15 protein-coding genes are annotated in these 16,021 nt (G+C 63.0%); 10 read left to right on the top strand and 5 right to left on the bottom strand.

All coding sequences use genetic code 11. The features are described from left to right. Positions 1-110 precede the first annotated feature (110 nt). The 9 genes from HA052_RS11540 to HA052_RS11500 all read left to right on the top strand — a co-directional run bounded on the left by HA052_RS11540 (position 111) and on the right by HA052_RS11500 (position 8,733). Positions 111-1,214 (top strand): ABC transporter ATP-binding protein, encoded by a 1,104-nt coding sequence (locus HA052_RS11540; protein WP_081546338.1) that lies wholly within the window; start codon positions 111-113, stop codon positions 1,212-1,214. A 41-nt stretch (positions 1,215-1,255) separates the two neighbouring features. Next, positions 1,256-2,296 (top strand): ABC transporter substrate-binding protein, encoded by a 1,041-nt coding sequence (locus tag HA052_RS11535; protein ID WP_166452061.1) that lies wholly within the window; start codon positions 1,256-1,258, stop codon positions 2,294-2,296. 77 nt (positions 2,297-2,373) lie between these two features. Next, positions 2,374-3,183 (top strand): class II aldolase/adducin family protein, encoded by an 810-nt coding sequence (locus HA052_RS11530; protein WP_166452060.1) that lies wholly within the window; start codon positions 2,374-2,376, stop codon positions 3,181-3,183. 77 nt (positions 3,184-3,260) lie between these two features. Beyond that, entirely contained in the window at positions 3,261-3,638 is a 378-nt protein-coding gene (locus tag HA052_RS11525) for an ABC transporter substrate-binding protein (protein WP_240937344.1), read from the top strand. A 65-nt stretch (positions 3,639-3,703) separates the two neighbouring features. After that, positions 3,704-4,738 (top strand): ABC transporter substrate-binding protein, encoded by a 1,035-nt coding sequence (locus HA052_RS11520; protein WP_206118877.1) that lies wholly within the window; start codon positions 3,704-3,706, stop codon positions 4,736-4,738. Positions 4,739-4,799: 61 nt separating this feature from the next. Next, a complete protein-coding gene (locus HA052_RS11515) occupies positions 4,800-6,059 on the top strand; it encodes an ABC transporter permease (RefSeq protein WP_166452057.1) in 1,260 nt (419 codons plus the stop codon). A gap of 52 nt (positions 6,060-6,111) precedes the next feature. Further along, complete coding sequence (locus HA052_RS11510; protein WP_166452056.1) at positions 6,112-6,939, top strand: ABC transporter permease; 828 nt, start codon at positions 6,112-6,114, stop codon at positions 6,937-6,939. A 98-nt stretch (positions 6,940-7,037) separates the two neighbouring features. After that, the gene (gene tpx, locus HA052_RS11505; RefSeq protein ID WP_043594076.1) at positions 7,038-7,535 is read left to right on the top strand and encodes a thiol peroxidase; all 498 of its coding nucleotides are present in this window, start codon (positions 7,038-7,040) and stop codon (positions 7,533-7,535) included. 469 nt (positions 7,536-8,004) lie between these two features. After that, positions 8,005-8,733, top strand: a complete 729-nt coding sequence (locus HA052_RS11500) for a substrate-binding periplasmic protein (protein ID WP_166452055.1) — start codon at positions 8,005-8,007, stop codon at positions 8,731-8,733. Between the two features lie 255 nt (positions 8,734-8,988). Here HA052_RS11500 and HA052_RS11495 read toward each other — a convergent pair whose 3' ends face one another. The 4 genes from HA052_RS11495 to HA052_RS11480 form a co-directional block, all read right to left on the bottom strand. Further along, positions 8,989-9,918, bottom strand: a complete 930-nt coding sequence (locus tag HA052_RS11495; RefSeq protein WP_166452054.1) for a DUF1177 domain-containing protein — start codon at positions 9,916-9,918, stop codon at positions 8,989-8,991. A 64-nt stretch (positions 9,919-9,982) separates the two neighbouring features. Then, on the bottom strand, positions 9,983-11,542 hold the full coding sequence (locus tag HA052_RS11490) for an OPT/YSL family transporter (protein WP_166452053.1): 1,560 nt from the start codon (positions 11,540-11,542) through the stop codon (positions 9,983-9,985). A 391-nt stretch (positions 11,543-11,933) separates the two neighbouring features. Then, on the bottom strand, positions 11,934-12,404 hold the full coding sequence (gene cynS, locus HA052_RS11485) for a cyanase (RefSeq protein ID WP_081546360.1): 471 nt from the start codon (positions 12,402-12,404) through the stop codon (positions 11,934-11,936). A 42-nt stretch (positions 12,405-12,446) separates the two neighbouring features. Next, entirely contained in the window at positions 12,447-13,082 is a 636-nt protein-coding gene (locus HA052_RS11480) for a carbonic anhydrase (protein ID WP_081546362.1), read from the bottom strand. Between the two features lie 109 nt (positions 13,083-13,191). Here HA052_RS11480 and cynR point away from each other — a divergent pair, with 109 nt between their 5' ends. Next, entirely contained in the window at positions 13,192-14,118 is a 927-nt protein-coding gene (gene cynR, locus HA052_RS11475) for a transcriptional regulator CynR (RefSeq protein WP_166452052.1), read from the top strand. An 18-nt stretch (positions 14,119-14,136) separates the two neighbouring features. On the opposite strand, the gene HA052_RS11470 is transcribed toward cynR, so the two are convergent. Continuing rightward, positions 14,137-15,774: an APC family permease gene (locus HA052_RS11470; RefSeq protein ID WP_206118876.1), complete on the bottom strand. Its 1,638-nt coding sequence runs from the start codon at positions 15,772-15,774 to the stop codon at positions 14,137-14,139. Positions 15,775-16,021 lie beyond the last annotated feature (247 nt).

Below are 16,021 nucleotides of genomic sequence, written 5' to 3'. Positions count from 1 at the left end.
CAGCGAGCGCCGTTTATCCCGATGGCAAAATCCGCCGCCCGCCGATGGCGGGCGCGCGCCGCGCTCCTTAGCATGGTTGGCGTACGCATTCACTTTCAGGTGCCGCCGCCATGTCCGCAGCCAGCGATGTGCTTGTCCGCTTCCTCAACGTCCAGAAAAGCTATGACGGCGAAAATCTCATCGTCAAAAACCTGAACCTGGATATCCGCCGCGGCGAATTCCTCACCCTGCTAGGGCCGTCCGGCTCCGGCAAGACCACTAGCCTGATGATGCTGGCCGGCTTCGAAACCCCGACCGGCGGCGAGATCCAATTGGCGGGCCGCTCCATCAATCGAGTGCCGCCGCACAAGCGCAACATCGGCATGGTGTTCCAGAACTACGCCTTATTCCCGCATATGACGGTGGCGGAAAATCTGGCCTTCCCGCTGTCCGTGCGCGGGGTGTCCAAGGCGGACATTCAGGACAAGGTGAAGAGGGCGCTGGCCATGGTGCAGCTGGACGCCTTCGCCGGCCGCTATCCGGGCCAGATGTCGGGCGGCCAGCAGCAGCGGGTGGCGCTGGCGCGCGCCTTGGTGTTCGAACCGCAGCTGGTGCTGATGGACGAGCCCTTGGGCGCGCTGGACAAACAATTGCGCGAACACATGCAGATGGAGATCAAGCATCTGCACCAGCGGCTGGGCGTGACCGTGGTCTACGTCACCCATGACCAGGGCGAGGCGCTGACCATGTCGGACCGGGTGGCGGTGTTCCACCAGGGCGAAATCCAGCAGGTAGACGCGCCGGCCCAACTTTACGAGCGGCCGGGCAACGCCTTCGTCGCCAACTTCATCGGAGAGAACAACCGCTTGCAAGGCACGTTGCTGAGCCAGGACGGCGAGCGCTGCCTGGTGGAACTGGAGCGCGGCGAGCGGGTGGCGGCGCTGGCGGTGAAAGTGGGCGAGACCGGCAGCCGGGTGTCGCTGTCCATCCGCCCCGAGCGCATTTTGCTCAACGGCCATAGCGAGCACTGCGACAACCGCTTCTCCGGCCGTGTGGCCGAGTTCATCTATCTGGGCGACCACGTGCGCGTGCGCATGGAGGTGTGCGGCAAGCCCAACTTCTTCGTCAAGCAAGCCATCGCGGAACTGGATGCCACGCTCGCCGTCGGCGACGTGGTGCCGCTGGGCTGGCAGGTCGAGCATGTGCGCGCGCTCGATCCGCTGGTTCAGGAATAGCAAGGAGTGGCAGCACTCCCTTTGCAAAGGAGAACCTGAAAATGACTGCAAGCATCAAGTTGGTCGTTATGGCCCTGGGGTTGGCTTTCGTGGGCGAGGCCATGGCTGCCGCTCTGACCGTGATCTCGTTCGGCGGCGCCGGGAAGTCCGCTCAGGACAAGGCGTATTACGGCCCCTTCCAGCGGGCGACCGGCATCAAGGTGATCGGGGCGGAATACAACGGCGAGATGGCGAAGATCAAGGCCATGGTGGACACCAAGAGCGTGTCGTGGGACGTGGTCGAAGTCGAGCCGGCGGCGCTGGCGCGCGGCTGCGACGAAGGCCTGTTCGAAAAGCTCGATTACGGCAAGATCGGCAAGCCCGCGGATTTTCTAGCCGGCGCGGTGCAGAGCTGTGGGATAGGCATGAACGTCTGGTCCATCGTTCTGGCCTACAACGCCGACAAGTTGAAGGCGGCGCCGGCCGGCTGGAAGGATTTCTGGGACGTGAAGACCTTTCCGGGCAAGCGCGGCTTGCGCAAGGGCGCGCAGGACAATCTGGAGTTCGCGCTGATGGCGGACGGCGTGGCGCCGAAGGAGGTTTACAAGGTGCTGGCCACCCCGACGGGCGTCGATCGGGCCTTCCGCAAGCTGGACCAGCTCAGGCCGAATATCCAGTGGTGGGAGGCGGGCTCCCAGCCGCCGCAGTTTCTGGTCTCGGGCGACGTGGTGATGAGCTCGGCCTACAACGGCCGAATTTCCGAAGCGAGGAAGGAAGGCAAGAACCTGAAGATGGTATGGAATGGCTCGGTTTACAACTACGACTACTGGGCGATTCCCAAGGGCAGCCCGCGTAAGGACGACGCGCTGAAGTTCATCCGCTTCGCCACGCAGCCGGTCAACCAGAAAGTCTATGCGGACACCATCGATTACGGCATCACCCACCGCAAGGCGATTCAGATGCTGGACGCGAAAATGAGCCGAGACCTGCCGACTTCGCCGCGGAATCTCGCCGTGGCGCTTAGCGAGGACACGGCGTTTTGGGTGGATAGGAGCGAGGAGCTCGAGCAGCGCTTCAACGCCTGGGTGGCCAAGTCCAAGTAAGCGCGGTTGTCGCGGCGCCGGCAGGCGCCGTCAGAGGGCCCCGATGGGGGCGGATACACATTCCGAGGCAATGAATGATGGAAATCTCAGCAAAGCTCAGCCCTACCCCGCAGCAGGGCGCCCAGCCCGTGGAGTCAGAGGGGGAGCGGCAACTACGTCGAGAACTGGCGGCCTGTTATCGGCTGATTGCGCACTTTCGCATGAGCGATCTGATCTCGACGCACATCTCGGTGCGCTTGCCTGGGCCGGAACACCACTTCCTGATCAACCCCTACGGGCTGATGTTCGACGAAATCACCGCGTCCAGCCTGGTCAAGATCGGTCTTGATGGCTTGGCGCTGGACGAGAAAGACGCCCTGGTCAACCCGGCCGGCTTCGTCATCCACAGCGCCATCCACTCTGCAAGACCCGATGCGCAGTGCGTGCTGCATACCCATACCCGGGCAGGGTGCGCGGTGGCGGCCCTGGCGGAGGGCTTGTTGCCGGTGAATCAGATGTCGATGGAGTTCTACGGGAAGGTGGCGTACCACGATTACGAAGGCATCGCCCTGGACCTCAACGAACAGGCGCGCCTGGTGCGGGATCTGGGCGACAAGCCGGTGCTGATTCTGCGCAACCACGGCTTGCTGACCGTGGGGGAAACGGTCAAGCAGGCTTTCCTGCGCATGTACTACCTGGAAAAGGCCTGCGACATCCAGTTGGCAGCGCAGGCGGCCGGGGCCTTGCGCCTGCCGTCCGTGGAGGTTTGCCGGCGGACCGAGCGCCAGTTCAACGAGCCGGGGCGCGAGGTGGGCGAGCAGGAACTGAAGGACGATATGTTCATCGACTTGGCCTGGAAGGCGTTGCTGCGCCGGCTGGACCGGCTTGATCCCGGCTACAAGCTTTGACAGGGATGGGCGGTTTTCTTGACCCGACCTTGTGCCGTCGCTTGGCGAGGGCGAGCTCAAACCGGGAACCGGCGGAGTTGAAATACCGGCGGCACGGTTCATTCAACGGCCGCATCGCCGCGGCGCAGAAAGAGGGCAAGAACCTGAAGATCGTTTGGGACGGCAGCTTGTACGACTTCGATTCCTGGGCCATCCCCAAAGGCTCGCCCAACAAGGACGCCGCCTATCGCTTCATCGCCTTCGCCAGCAAGCCGGAGAACCAGAAAGTCTATTCCCAAAACATCAGCTACGGCCCCAGCAACAAGAAAGCGTTGTCGCTGCTGGACAGAGCGGAACGGCCGGAGCTGCCCACCGCGCCGCAGAACATGAAAAACGCGGTGAAGGTGGATTTGGAGTTCTGGGCCGATCACGGTGAAAGCCTGGAGCAGCGTTTCAACGCCTGGGCCCTGCGCTGAGCGTCGGTTTTGAAAGCCGCGCCGGCCTGACCGGCGCCACGATGCAGTTAACAAGGAGAATGAGGATGGCAGTCAAACAAGGATTCATCTTGCTGGGCGCCGCGCTGGCTTTGGCCGGCGCGGCTTCGGCCAAGGATTTGACGGTGATTTCCTACGGGGGCGCCAATAAGGACGCCCAGGCCAAGGCCTATTACGCGCCGTTCCAGAAGAGCGCCGGGCTCAAGCTGGTCAGCGGCGAGTACAACGGCGAAATGGCCAAGCTCAAGGCGATGGTGGACACCAAGAGCGTGTCCTGGGACGTACTGGAGGTGGAGTCGCCGGAACTGGTGCGCGGCTGCGACGAGGGCCTGCTGGAACGGCTGGACTACGCCCGCATCGGCAATAAGGCGGATTTCGTGCCCGGCGCGGCTCAGCCTTGCGGCATCGGCATCTTTGTCTGGTCCACCGCGCTGGCCTACAACGCCGACAAGCTGAAGACCGCGCCGGTTGGCTGGAAGGATTTTTGGGATGTGAAGAAATTCCCGGGCAAACGCGGCCTGCGCAAGGGCGCCAAGGGCACCTTGGAAATCGCGCTGCTGGCCGACGGCGTGGCGGCCAAGGATGTCTATCCGGCGCTGGGCACGCCTGCCGGCGTGGATCGCGCCTTCAAGAAGCTGGACCAGATCAAGCCCTATCTGCAGTGGTGGGAGGCCGGCGCCCAGCCGCCGCAATACCTGGCCTCCGGCGATGTGGTGATGAGCTCCGCCTTCAACGGCCGCATCGCGGTGGCGCGCAAGGAAGGAAAGAATCTGAAAGTGGTGTGGAACGGCAATCTCTACGACTTCGACTACTGGTCGATTCCCAAGGGCACGCCCAAGCGCGATCAGGCCTATCAGTTCATCGCCTTCGCCAGCAAGCCGGAAAACCAGAAGGTTTATTCGCAGAACATCGCCTACGGCCCCAGCAACAAGCGGGCGATTCCGCTGCTGGACAAGAGCGAGCTGCCGGATTTGCCCACCGCGCCGCAGAACATCAAGGACGCGCTGAAAATCAATCTGGAGTTCTGGGCCGATCACGCCGAGAGCCTGGAACAGCGTTTCAACGCCTGGGCGGCTAAGTAAGCGCTCGTCCTTCATTTAGCGGAGGCCGCCTTCCGGCGGCCGTTTTGACGGAGTCCAAGCCATGACCGCTTCCTCGGTATCTCATTCCCGCGCGTCCGCGCCGGCCCCGCTGCCCCTGAAGGCGCGGCTGGCCCGGGCGGAGCGGCTGGGCAAGCTCAAGTCGCTGGCGTTGGTGGCGCCGCTGCTGCTGTTTCTGCTGCTGACCTTCATCGTGCCCATCGGCGCGTTGCTGCTGCGCAGCGTCGACAATCCCGAAGTGGCGGGCACGCTGCCGCGGACGGTGCGGGCGCTGGCGGCTTGGGACGGTAAGTCGCTGCCGCCGGAAACAGCCTACCGCGCGCTCGTCGACGATGTGCGGCTGGCCGGCGAACAACAGACGCTGGGCGACTTGGGCAAGCGGCTGAACATGGAGGTGCCCGGCTATCGCAGCTTGCTGGGCAAAACCGCGCGCGCCTTGCCGTTGGAGCCGGCGCCGTCCTCGTTCAAACAGGCGTTGACCGAGCTGGACGAGCGTTGGGGCGATCCGGCTTATTGGCTGGCGATACGCCGCAACCAGTCTGTCTACACCCCTTACTATCTGCTGGCGGCGCTGGACCACCGCATCGACGATCTGGGCGAAATCAGCCGCGCGATGCCGGACCAGGGCATCTATCTGAACGTGTTCGCCCGCACCTTCTGGATGAGCCTGGTGGTGACCGCGCTGTGCCTGTTGCTGGCCTATCCGCTGGCCTATTTGCTGGCCAGCCTGCCCACCCGCCGCAGCAATCTGCTGATGATCATGGTGTTGCTGCCGTTCTGGACCTCGGTGCTGGTGCGGGTGGCCGCCTGGATCGTGCTGCTGCAGTCCGGCGGCCTGATCAACGCCGCCTTGATGAGCCTGGGCCTGATCGAACAGCCGCTGCAGCTGGTGTTCAACCGCGTCGGCGTTTACATCGCCATGGTGCACATTCTGCTGCCCTTCATGATTCTGCCCATTTACAGCGTGATGAAGGGCATCTCCCCCAGCTATCTGCGCGCGGCGATCTCGCTGGGTTGCCATCCCTTCGCCAGCTTCTGGCGGGTGTACGCGCCGCAGACCGTGGCCGGCGTCGGCGCCGGCTGCCTGCTGGTGTTCATCCTGTCCATCGGCTATTACATCACCCCGGCCTTGCTGGGCAGCCCCAACGACCAGATGGTCAGCTATTTCGTCGCCTTCTACACCAACACCACCATCAACTGGGGCATGGCCACCGCGCTGGGCGGCCTGTTGCTGGCGGCCACCTTGCTGCTGTACGCGGTCTACCACCGGCTGGTGGGCAGCGAGCGGTTGCGGCTGGGCTAAACCGCGTCCTGGCGCCGCTTGAATCAAACCAAAACTGTGGAGAGCTACACCCATGCCAAGCCATCACACTTTGCCGGAAGAGCGGCTCTGGTTTTACCTGCACCGCTTGCTGGGCGGCCTGACGTTGCTGTTCCTGGTGCTGCCGGTGCTGGTGATCATTCCCTTGTCCTTCAACGGCAGCGCCTTCCTGGTCTACCCGCTCAACGGATTCTCCCTGCGTTGGTATCAGGAGTTCTTTTCCTCGGCGGAGTGGATGCGGGCCTTGCAGAACAGTCTGATCGTCGCGCCCTTGGCCACCGTGCTGGCGATGACCCTGGGTACGCTGGCCGCCATCGGCCTGACCCGCGCCGAGTTTCCCGGCAAGGGCCTGCTGATGGCGGTGTTGATCTCGCCCATGGTGGTGCCGGTGGTGATCGTTGGCGTGGCCGGTTATTTGTTTTTCGCGCCCCTGGGCATGGACAACAGCTATTTGACGCTGGTGCTGCTGCACGCGGCGCTGGGCGTGCCCTTCGTGGTGATCACCGTCAGCGCCACGTTGCAGGGTTTCAACCGCAATCTGGTGCGAGCCGCCGCCAGCCTGGGCGCGTCGCCGCTGCGGGTTTTCTTCAAGGTGACTTTGCCGTTGATCGCGCCAGGGGTGATCTCCGGCGCGCTGTTCGCCTTCGGCACCTCCTTCGACGAGGTGGTGGTGACCTTGTTCGTCGCCGGGCCGGGGCAGGCGACGCTGCCGAGGGCGATGTTCGGCGGCATCCGCGAAAACCTCAGCCCCGCCATCGCTGCGGCGGCCACGCTGTTGATTGGTTTTTCGGTGCTGATGCTGCTGACGCTGGAGTGGTTGCGCGGTCGTTCCGAGCGGCTGCGCAGCCGGCCGGTGGCCTAATACGGGCTTGGCCCTACTTTGGGAGGGGTTGAAATTCGGCCAAGCTGCCGCACACTAGCGGAGTCTCTCACCCCTTAACCCAAATGAGGAATTCCCACATGGCTACCGTTACTTTGCGCGGCAATCCCGTTGAAGTGGCCGGCGCGCTGCCGGCCAAGGGCCAGCAAGCCCCGGCGCTGACCCTGACCTCCGCCGACCTGGCCGAAGTCAAACTGGACAACTACGCCGGCAAGAACAAGGTGCTGAACATTTTCCCGAGCGTGGATACCCCTACCTGCGCGATGTCGGTGCGCAAGTTCAACGAACGCGCCGCCAAGCTGGCCGACACCGTGGTGCTCTGCGTTTCCGCGGATCTGCCGTTTGCGCAGAAGCGCTTCTGCGGCGCCGAAGGCATCGACAATGTGGTGACCCTGTCCACCTTCCGCAATCCGCAGTTCGCCGCCGACTACGGCGTCAAGCTGGCTTCCGGCCCGCTGGCCGGCCTGACCGCCCGCGCGGTGGTGGTGCTGGACAAGGACAATAAGGTGCTGCACAGCGAGCTGGTGGCCGAGATCGGCGAAGAGCCGAACTACGACGCCGCGCTGGCCGCGCTGTAAGCGGCTCCGTTGCAGACAAAACCCGCCGACATTGTGTCGGCGGGTTTTTTTGTGCCCCGCTATGGCGGCCGGCTCCGCGCTTCATTGAACCCATCATGTCATGGCGAATCATTTATCCACTGCCGTATTCAGGCTCTCCAACGAGTCATCCGATGCGCCGCCGCAAGGTCAAAATGATCCTATAGTGAATCCATCACTGCCGTTTTAAATTTTTATATTCACAAGATTTTACGCATGGGACATGCGATAGCCGTGTTTTCTATTCGGTTTAACGGCCTAAGAGTATGTTTATGATCTCGCGAGACAAGGCAAGGTGAACACGGCTGAGAAAGCGGAATGTACACATGGGACACGCGGATTCGGGAGACGTTCTCACCGTATGTCGTCTCTCGACGTGTAGCGGATTGTAAACAGGTTTTTTTATGCCTTCCCATGCTCGCTTGCATTATTGACCCCATCAGGAGAAAACATGGCTAAGCGGCTGTTCTTTATTCTCTCATTTATGGGGTTTGTGCCAAGCTGTTTGGCGGAGCCGGTCTTGTTCTTGGAGTACCGAGACAAACCTCCCTACAGCTATAGTCAAAATGGAAAGCCGGCAGGTTTTTTGCTGGAGCGGACGATTGAAATTTTACACCGTGCGGCCGTGCCGGCGGAGTTTGAAGAAGTTCCTGCCAAACGTATTATCAACAATATTGAAGCAAATAAAAAACGGATCTGCTCTCCAGGTTGGTATAAAACCCCCGGGCGCGAGGCCTTCGCCCGTTTTTCCTTGGCAATTCATCAAGACAAGCCGCATCTGGTATTGGCCAACACCAAATCCTCAGAAAATATTCAAAAAATCAGCACGCTAAAAGCTCTGCTCGCCAGCACTGAATTTAAACTTGGTAAAGTTGCCGGCGTTTCTTATGGCACCGAATTGGATGCGATGATTGATCATGCGGCCGCCGCAGTGATGGATTCAACGGTAACGCCAGGGGAACTAGCCCAAATGATTATCTCGCAACGCGCGGATTATATGTTGATTGATGTCGAGGACTATAAATTCTTTCTGCAGAAAAAGGAAATAGATTCAAAAAAATTGACGATATTGAAATTCAAAGACATACCCGAGGGGCTTAAGCGATATATTATGTGCAGCAAGCAGGTAAGTTCTGAACTGATGCAACGTATTAATCAATCTATACTCCCTCTTCCCTAAGACGTTGTTCAAAGCCCGCTGCGCATCGGCGATACGGCGTTGAAAACCACTTCAGCAATGCTCATGTGCCACGTCTATATTCTGCTTTCTCCGCTGTTTTCGCCTGGTCTTGCTCTGGTTTGCGAGGCTTGGAACAGACCCTAAGCCGTTCGCATTGAACGCGAAAACCATCGGCTCAAGATTTAGGGTGGCGAATATCGCCGAGTCGGACTGGCCGCACGGAAACGAGGTGGAGCTTGTTCTTGAGGGCCCCGCCTACTGACGGGTTTGCAAGTGGCGCAGGCTGCCGTACAGCTCCAGCAGGCGGATGTACTCCTTTGCGTCGTAGAACTGGCAGCCGCCGCGGCCAAATGCCTTGGCTACCTCCACGGCAAATTTCACCGCCAGCGCGATATCGGTCTCATGGCTGGCGCCGGTGGCGCTGCCGGGCACCACGGTTTCAGCGCAGATGGCGACGCCGACGACGGGCGCCGCCGTCGCGGTGGCGGGTTGCAGGATGCTGTTCAGATGATAGACCCCGTTGCCGTAAGGCGTGATGTCCTGGGTGGTGATGGGAAAGGTCACCGCCGGGCGGCCGCTGCTTCGCTCCATGATACGCAGCAGATCATCGGCCACGCGCAGGATATAGCCTTCCTTGACGGTGGGCGAGATCGCATAGCCCTTGTGGTTGAGAATGCGGTTGCCCTTGCTGGTGTCTATCGACAGCACGGCGTCCGCTTCGGCGGCCACCTCGTAGCGGTTCATCGTGGCGTCGTCTACCGGCGCGTCCATGAAGTCCACCGGCTGGCGCGGCAGGATGGGGGCATCGGGACAGATATGAGTGGTGATGACCACATCGCCCGCCAGTTGATCCCCATTGCGCTGCATCAGGGCCAGCTTCAGCGCGCAGGCGACGGCGGCGACGGCCCCGTCACCGTCTGACACCAGACCGATACGGTCGGGGCGGGCGCCGATGCCGCCCAGGCGGCCGACGATGCCCAGAGTGGGCGCCGCGCCGCCGGCGCTTTTGCCATGGGAGCCGGGGATGTCGATGCGGATGAAGTCGGTGCCACCCTTGGCGCCCTGGACGCGCGTGCTGACGGCGCGGACGCCGGGATCGGCGGCGAATCGTTCGACGATATCCCGGCCGCCCACTTTGGCGCTATCCAGCAACTCAAATGCTTGTAGGGTTTGTTGCAAGCTCATGTCATGCTTCCTTGTTTGGTGTCTGCTGGCATTCGCCGCTGACGGTGAGAGCGCGAGCCCGTCCTTAACGTTTGCCGGGCGTTGTGAACAGGGAGCCGAAGAAGCTGGCGAGCGCGTCGCCGGCAATGAAGCCGGCGGCGATCACTTCCATTGATGGTCGGGCGGCTTCCCCCCAGCGGCGGCGGATGAAGATGCGCAAGGCGATACCAAGCAGCACCGCCCAGCCTGCGGCCGCGTTGTTGATCAACAGGCCGGTGGAGAGCAGCACGCCGAGTTGGCGGCGAGGGCCGCCTAGCCATTGGATGATGGCGCCGGGAATGGCCCACAGTCCCAGAGAGTAGGCCAGGTTCGCCTGGCTGCCGGCGGCGATGGTCTTGGCGAACACCCGCGCCGCGGGCGGCAGCAGGTCTTGGGCGAAATAGCCAGAGTGGACCAGCCAGACGACCGGGATGGCGATGACAAAGGCGGCCATGGCGGCGAGCATCTGGATGCGGCGCCCATGTTGTTCCGCCGGCAGGTCGCTGCCATGGCCGCGAAGGATGAAGCCGGCTTTCAGATCGAAGCCCATGTCGGCGAAGGCCGGACCGGTGGCGGCGGTAAAGCCGGTCAACAGGCAGAGCGCCAAAGGGGGAAAACCGAGCAAGATGCCGATGATCAAGGTGATTAGCGCCACCGCGAATGCAGGAAACCAGCCGGAGTGCATGGCGGCGATGCCCACGATCAGTTCGTGGGCGAAGGCGGCGCAAGCGGCGTAGAGCACGAACAGCAGCAGCATGGGCAGCGCCATTTCGCTCCACAGGCCGCCCGCTAGCGCCAGCAGCATGGAGATCAGCAGATAGCCGACGGCGCCCAGGCCCAAGGCGTGGCGCACCTCGCGGTCCGGGGTGGTGGCGCGACCGCTATCGGCCTGCTTGCCGCGGATCGCGCCGGCCACCTGGAATAGGGCGACCAGGCCGGCGCCCACCATCACGCCGTGCGGCAGGTAGCGGGCGTTGAGGTCGATGCCGGCGATGGGTTCGGAGTAGGCGCGCAGCAACAGGCCCAGGCCGAACATGCTCAGCGCCCAGATATTGCCGATGAAGGCGGTGCCAAAGGCCGCCATCGGTATTTTGAGCATCGCGCCGACGATGCCGGTGGCCATGCCGGCCAGCAGCAGGCGGGCGTTACGGCCGCCCCGGTCCCCGGCGAGAATGGCCTCGGCGGTGGCGGTGCCTATCGGCCAGGCGTTGCCGGCCGGGAAGACCCGGGTGTCGAACATGCGGTAGAGCAGATAGCCGTCCAGCAGCATGGCGGCGGCCACGCCGCAGAACATTGGCAGGATCAGCTCGGGCATGCCCATGGCCCAAGGCACGGCGATGGGCATGAGCAGGCTGTTGGCGGCGCCGAAGGTGGCGGAGGAGATCACGGTCTGCGCCAGGTTCTGGGTATGGATGGAACGATAAGGCCGAAACATGCGCCAGGGCAGTCGGGCCAGTAGCATCGCCAGCAGCGCGCCGATGATGGAGGTGCTCGGTGTGATGCCCAGGGTGCTCAGTAATTGGATGCCGATGATGGCACCCAGGATGGCGAGCGCAAGCAGCATGGCCAGGGTGGCGATGTTCGTGATCGGCTTGTCGTCTTGCATGGCGTGACCCCCTGATTGGCTTGCGGCGCGGCAAGCTGCGCTCACGAGAAAGTTAACTTGCAAACTAAGAGGGCGGCGTCAACGGTGTCAAGCGGCCTTGGTCGGCCCGGTTTGAGCTCTGCCGGCGTTTTGCCGTGGGCAAAAAAACAGCGGCGCAAGATGCGCCGCTAGGCAGAAGGGCGGAATGGGGCTAGCCCCTCGTTATCCGTGAAGCGGATTTGAATCTAGAAAGGCTGAGGGACGTTTCTTTAGAGTCTGTTTACGATCCCGCGAGCCAGAGCGAGACAAGGCGAAAACAGCTGAGAAAGCGGAATGCACACACGGTACATGAGCATTTCGAAGGCATTTTCAACGCCGTATCGCCGCAGCGCAGCAGATCGTAAACAGGTTCTTAGTACGGCTTATTGGGCAGGAACTTGCCGTCCAGGGTGATCACCGCGCGTTCGCCTCCGTCCGGGTCTTCCTCTTTGCGGATGTCCAGCTTGAAATTGATGGCGCTGATGATGCCGTCGCCAAATTTCTCGTGCACCAGCGCCTTCAGCGTGGTGCCGTAGATCTGGATCATTTCATAGAAGCGGTAAATGGTGGGGTCGGTGGGAATGCCGCCGGGAATGCTGCCGCGCAAGGGAATGGTTTGCAGCTGCAAGGCGTCGGCCGCGTTCAGGCCCAGCCGTTGGCAGACCAACTCCGAGGCGGCTTTGGGCAGCGCGTGCTGGCCCAGCACGGCGGCGGTGACATAGGCCAGGCTGAGGCCGGTGTCGGCGGCGACTTGTTCCCAGCTCAGGTCTTTCAAGGCCTTGGCGGCGAGGGCGCGAGCAGTCAGTTCTACACGGAGATCCTGATTGATATTGGAGTGTTGCATGGGAGAGTCCTTATCCTTTGATTTGAGGGAGACGCGCCGCTTTCAGGCGGCGCGGGTCAGCGGAAAATCCGCCAGGGAAACGAAGCGCTGGCTGGCGTGGTCCAGGGCCAGGACGGCGCCGGTTTCGATGTCGTAGACCCAGCCGTGCAGGGTCAGCCGGCCCTGGCGCATCGCCAGCGCCACCGAGGGATGGGTCTTGAGGTTGGCCAGTTGGGCGACGACGTTTTCTTTCACCATGTCGTCCAGCCGCTGGCGGGCGTCGTCGTGCCGGCGCGCCGCGTTCACCACTTTGGCGGAGTCGGCGTGGCGCAGCCAGCCGGCCACCGCTGGCAGATGGTCCAGGCAATGACCGTTGGCGATCGCCGTCATCGCGCCGCAGTCGGAGTGGCCGCAGACCACAATGTCGGCGACGCCCAGCGCGGCCACCGCGTATTCCACCGAGGCGGTGACGCCGCCCGGTTCCGGCCCGTAGCAGGGAACGATGTTGCCGGCGTTGCGGATCACGAATAGCTCGCCGGGTTCTTGTTGCGTCAGCAGTTCCGGCACCACACGACTGTCCGAGCAGGTGATGAACAAGGCGCCGGGGGCCTGGCTGTCCGCCAGCTGGCGGAACAGCGCAGAACGCTGGGGATAGGCTTCCTGTTGGAATTTCAGAAAACCGTCGATGAGGGCTTGCATGGCTTGCTCCTTGGCGGGGAAGGGATGCGCCAAGGATGAGGCTTTTTTTCTATAGGGTCCAAGACCGATATAAAATGATTGCCATAATTATTTCCTATAGTTTTGGCGCATGATTCTTCGACATATCCGTTACCTGCAGGCCGTTGTCGAGCACGGCAACTTCACTCGGGCGGCCGAGGCGCTGCATGTTTCGCAGCCCACGCTGTCGCAGCAGATCAAGCAATTGGAAGAGACGGTGGGCGCGCAGTTGCTGGACCGCGGCGGGCGGATGGTGCGGCCCACCGACGCCGGCGCCGCTTATTTGGAATACGCACGCCGCGCGTTGCGCGAGTTGGAGGCCGCGCGACGAGCCACTCGGGATGTCGGCGATTTGTCGCGCGGCAGTTTGCGGCTGGCGATGACGCCGACTTTCGCCAGCTACCTGTTGGGGCCGCTGGCGGCGCGGCTGCGCAGCCTCTACCCCGGCATCGAACTAGGCGTGCGCGAAGCGACGCTGGACGCGATCGAGCTGGCCTTGCTGGAGGATGAGATCGATGTCGGAATCGCCTTCGACCAGGCGCGCTCGGCGGAGATAGACGCGCGGCCGCTGTTTAGCGAAACCCTGGCCGTGGTGGTGGGCGAGGGCCACCCATGGCGACGACAGGCGGAAGCGGTGGACGCCGAGGCTTTGGCGCAGACGTCCTGGGCGCTATTGAGCGCGGATTTCGCCACTCGCGGCCATATCGATCGCTATTTCCGGGAACTGGGCCTGAAGCCGCGGATCGCGGCGCAGGCCAACAGCATCGGCGCGGTGATGGAGATCGTCCGCCACAGCGATTGCGCCACCATTCTGCCGAGGGCGATCACGCGGCGGCATCCGGAGCTGGGGGCGGTGGAATTGCAAACGCCGTTGCCGGCGCGCACGGCGGCGGTTCTGACGCGCAAGGCCGCGTATCGCAGCGCCGCTTTGCGGGCGTTTCTGCCGGTGTTGGACGCTTTGGGAGAGGAGTTGGAAGCCGAGGGCGGCGCGAGGCCGCCCGCGGCGGGAGCCGGCTGAGCGGCACCCGGGAGAGGTTTAGGCTTGCTGGCCGGCCAGCTTGCCGCGCGGCGCGCTCTCGGCGGCTTGCATGTCGGCTACGGCGCGGGCATCGTGCTCGGCGTCCAGGTAACGCGTGCGCCAGCCGCTGTTGACGCCCCAGTAGTAGAAGGCGAGAGACACTACCGCCACCACCGCCATGTCGGGGCCGTAGGACAACAGGCCGATGCCGCCGAAGTCATGGCTGCCGATGTAGGACAGCAGCGCCATCGTCGGCAGGTAGAGCACCATCCACAGCGCGCCTTTCAGTTCGCGGCCAAACTCGGGCCAGCCGGCGCGGGCCTGATACCAGAAGTACACCGGCAAGGCGGCCACGACCAGGAAGATGATCTCGCCGGTCAGCGGCCAGCGCGCCCAGTACAGCACCAGGGACGCGCAGACGAAGGCGAACGGCGCGATCACGCTCAGGCCGGCCAAGCGCAGCGGGCGCGGCAGGTCGGAGGCGCAACGGCGCAAAGAGGCCACGCTGATCGGGCCGGTCAGGTAGGAAATCACGGTAGCCACCGAGATCACCGCCGCCAGCGTGCCCCAGCCGCGGAAGAAGAACAGAAACACGAAGGAGATCGCCAGGTTGAACCACATCGCCGGGCGCGGGATTTGGTACAGCGGATGAATGCGGCCGAAGATCTCCGGCATGGTGCCGTTGCGCTGCATGCCGTAAATCATGCGCGAGGTGGTGGCCATATAGGTGGCGCCGGTGCCGCTGGGGCTGACGAAGGCGTCGAAGTACAGCAGCAGCATCAGCCAGTTCAGGCCCAGCGCCATCGCTAGTTGGGCGAAGGGGGAACTGAAGTTCAGGCCCTGCCAGCCGTGGGCCAGGTCCGCCGGCGACAGCGCGCCGATGAAGGCCACTTGCAGCGCCACATAGATCACCGCCGCCAGCAGGATGGAGCCCACCACGCCGAAGGGCACGCTCTTTCCCGGGTTGCGGGCCTCGCCGGCCAGGTTGATCGGGCTTTGGAAGCCGTTGAAACTAAACACGATGCCGCTGGTGGCCACCGCCGTCATCACGCTGGCCCAGCCAAACGGCGCGAAGCCGCCGGGAGTGTCGCCGCCCAGGTTGCCGGGGTGGAAGCCGCTGTAGATCAGCGCGCCCACGGTCAGCGCGGGCACGATCACTTTGAAGATGGTGATGGCGCTGTTGGCCTTGGCGAACAGGCGCACGCCCCAGTAGTTGAGCATGAAGTAGACGATGACCAGCAGCGCGGACAGCATCAGGCCGGGCGGGGTCAATTCGCCGTTGGAAAACAGTTGTTGGGCCCAGGCGTATGGCCAGGAGCTCATGTATTGCACCGAAGCCTCGGCCTCGATCGGGATCACGGAGACGATGGCGATCCAGTTGGCCCAGCCGGCGATGAAGCCGAGCAGGGAGCCGTGGGAGTAACGGGCGTAACGCACCATGCCGCCGCTTTCCGGGAACATGGCGCCCAGTTCCGCGTAGCTCAGCGCGATGGAGAGAATGATCACCATTCCGACTATCCAGGCGACGATGGCGGCGGGGCCGGCGATCTGGGCGGCGTGGGCGGCGCCGAACAGCCAGCCGGAGCCGATGATGGAGCCCAGGCCGGTCAGCATCAGGGCGACGGGGCCGATATGGCGGGAGTGTTGCTGTGTCAAAGGTATCTCCTGTCTAAAGAACCTGCTGACGATCCGCTGTGCGTCGTGAGGCGTCACACGGCGAGTACCGCTTCAGAATGCTGAAGCCACTTTCGCCCTGTCCCGCTCTGGCTCGCGAGATCGTAAACAGTTTCTGAAAACCCGACGGCCCGGTGGAGTCAGCTCCGGACGCGGCGGGCAAGCGATGGAGACAAGTTCCGACCACGACGCGCTCGCCCGGCCGTCCGAGGCGGAGGGCATGGCAAGG

This window comes from Chromobacterium fluminis (assembly GCF_011602385.1).
In the GTDB taxonomy this organism is placed as follows: Bacteria; Pseudomonadota; Gammaproteobacteria; order Burkholderiales; family Chromobacteriaceae; genus Chromobacterium; species Chromobacterium fluminis.
The sequence above is the reverse complement of the archived record's forward strand: the minus strand, read 5'-3'. Positions and strand labels throughout refer to the sequence as shown.

Coding starts and splice junctions, on each gene's coding strand:
- tpx (WP_043594076.1), top strand. CDS start 7,038: ATGGCTACCGTTACTTTGCGCGGCAATCCCGTTGAAGTGGCCGGCGCG.
- HA052_RS11490 (WP_166452053.1), bottom strand. CDS start 11,542: ATGCAAGACGACAAGCCGATCACGAACATCGCCACCCTGGCCATGCTG.
- HA052_RS11500 (WP_166452055.1), top strand. CDS start 8,005: ATGGCTAAGCGGCTGTTCTTTATTCTCTCATTTATGGGGTTTGTGCCA.
- HA052_RS11515 (WP_166452057.1), top strand. CDS start 4,800: ATGACCGCTTCCTCGGTATCTCATTCCCGCGCGTCCGCGCCGGCCCCG.
- HA052_RS11540 (WP_081546338.1), top strand. CDS start 111: ATGTCCGCAGCCAGCGATGTGCTTGTCCGCTTCCTCAACGTCCAGAAA.
- HA052_RS11535 (WP_166452061.1), top strand. CDS start 1,256: ATGACTGCAAGCATCAAGTTGGTCGTTATGGCCCTGGGGTTGGCTTTC.
- cynS (WP_081546360.1), bottom strand. CDS start 12,404: ATGCAACACTCCAATATCAATCAGGATCTCCGTGTAGAACTGACTGCT.
- cynR (WP_166452052.1), top strand. CDS start 13,192: ATGATTCTTCGACATATCCGTTACCTGCAGGCCGTTGTCGAGCACGGC.
- HA052_RS11480 (WP_081546362.1), bottom strand. CDS start 13,082: ATGCAAGCCCTCATCGACGGTTTTCTGAAATTCCAACAGGAAGCCTAT.
- HA052_RS11510 (WP_166452056.1), top strand. CDS start 6,112: ATGCCAAGCCATCACACTTTGCCGGAAGAGCGGCTCTGGTTTTACCTG.
- HA052_RS11520 (WP_206118877.1), top strand. CDS start 3,704: ATGGCAGTCAAACAAGGATTCATCTTGCTGGGCGCCGCGCTGGCTTTG.
- HA052_RS11495 (WP_166452054.1), bottom strand. CDS start 9,918: ATGAGCTTGCAACAAACCCTACAAGCATTTGAGTTGCTGGATAGCGCC.
- HA052_RS11530 (WP_166452060.1), top strand. CDS start 2,374: ATGGAAATCTCAGCAAAGCTCAGCCCTACCCCGCAGCAGGGCGCCCAG.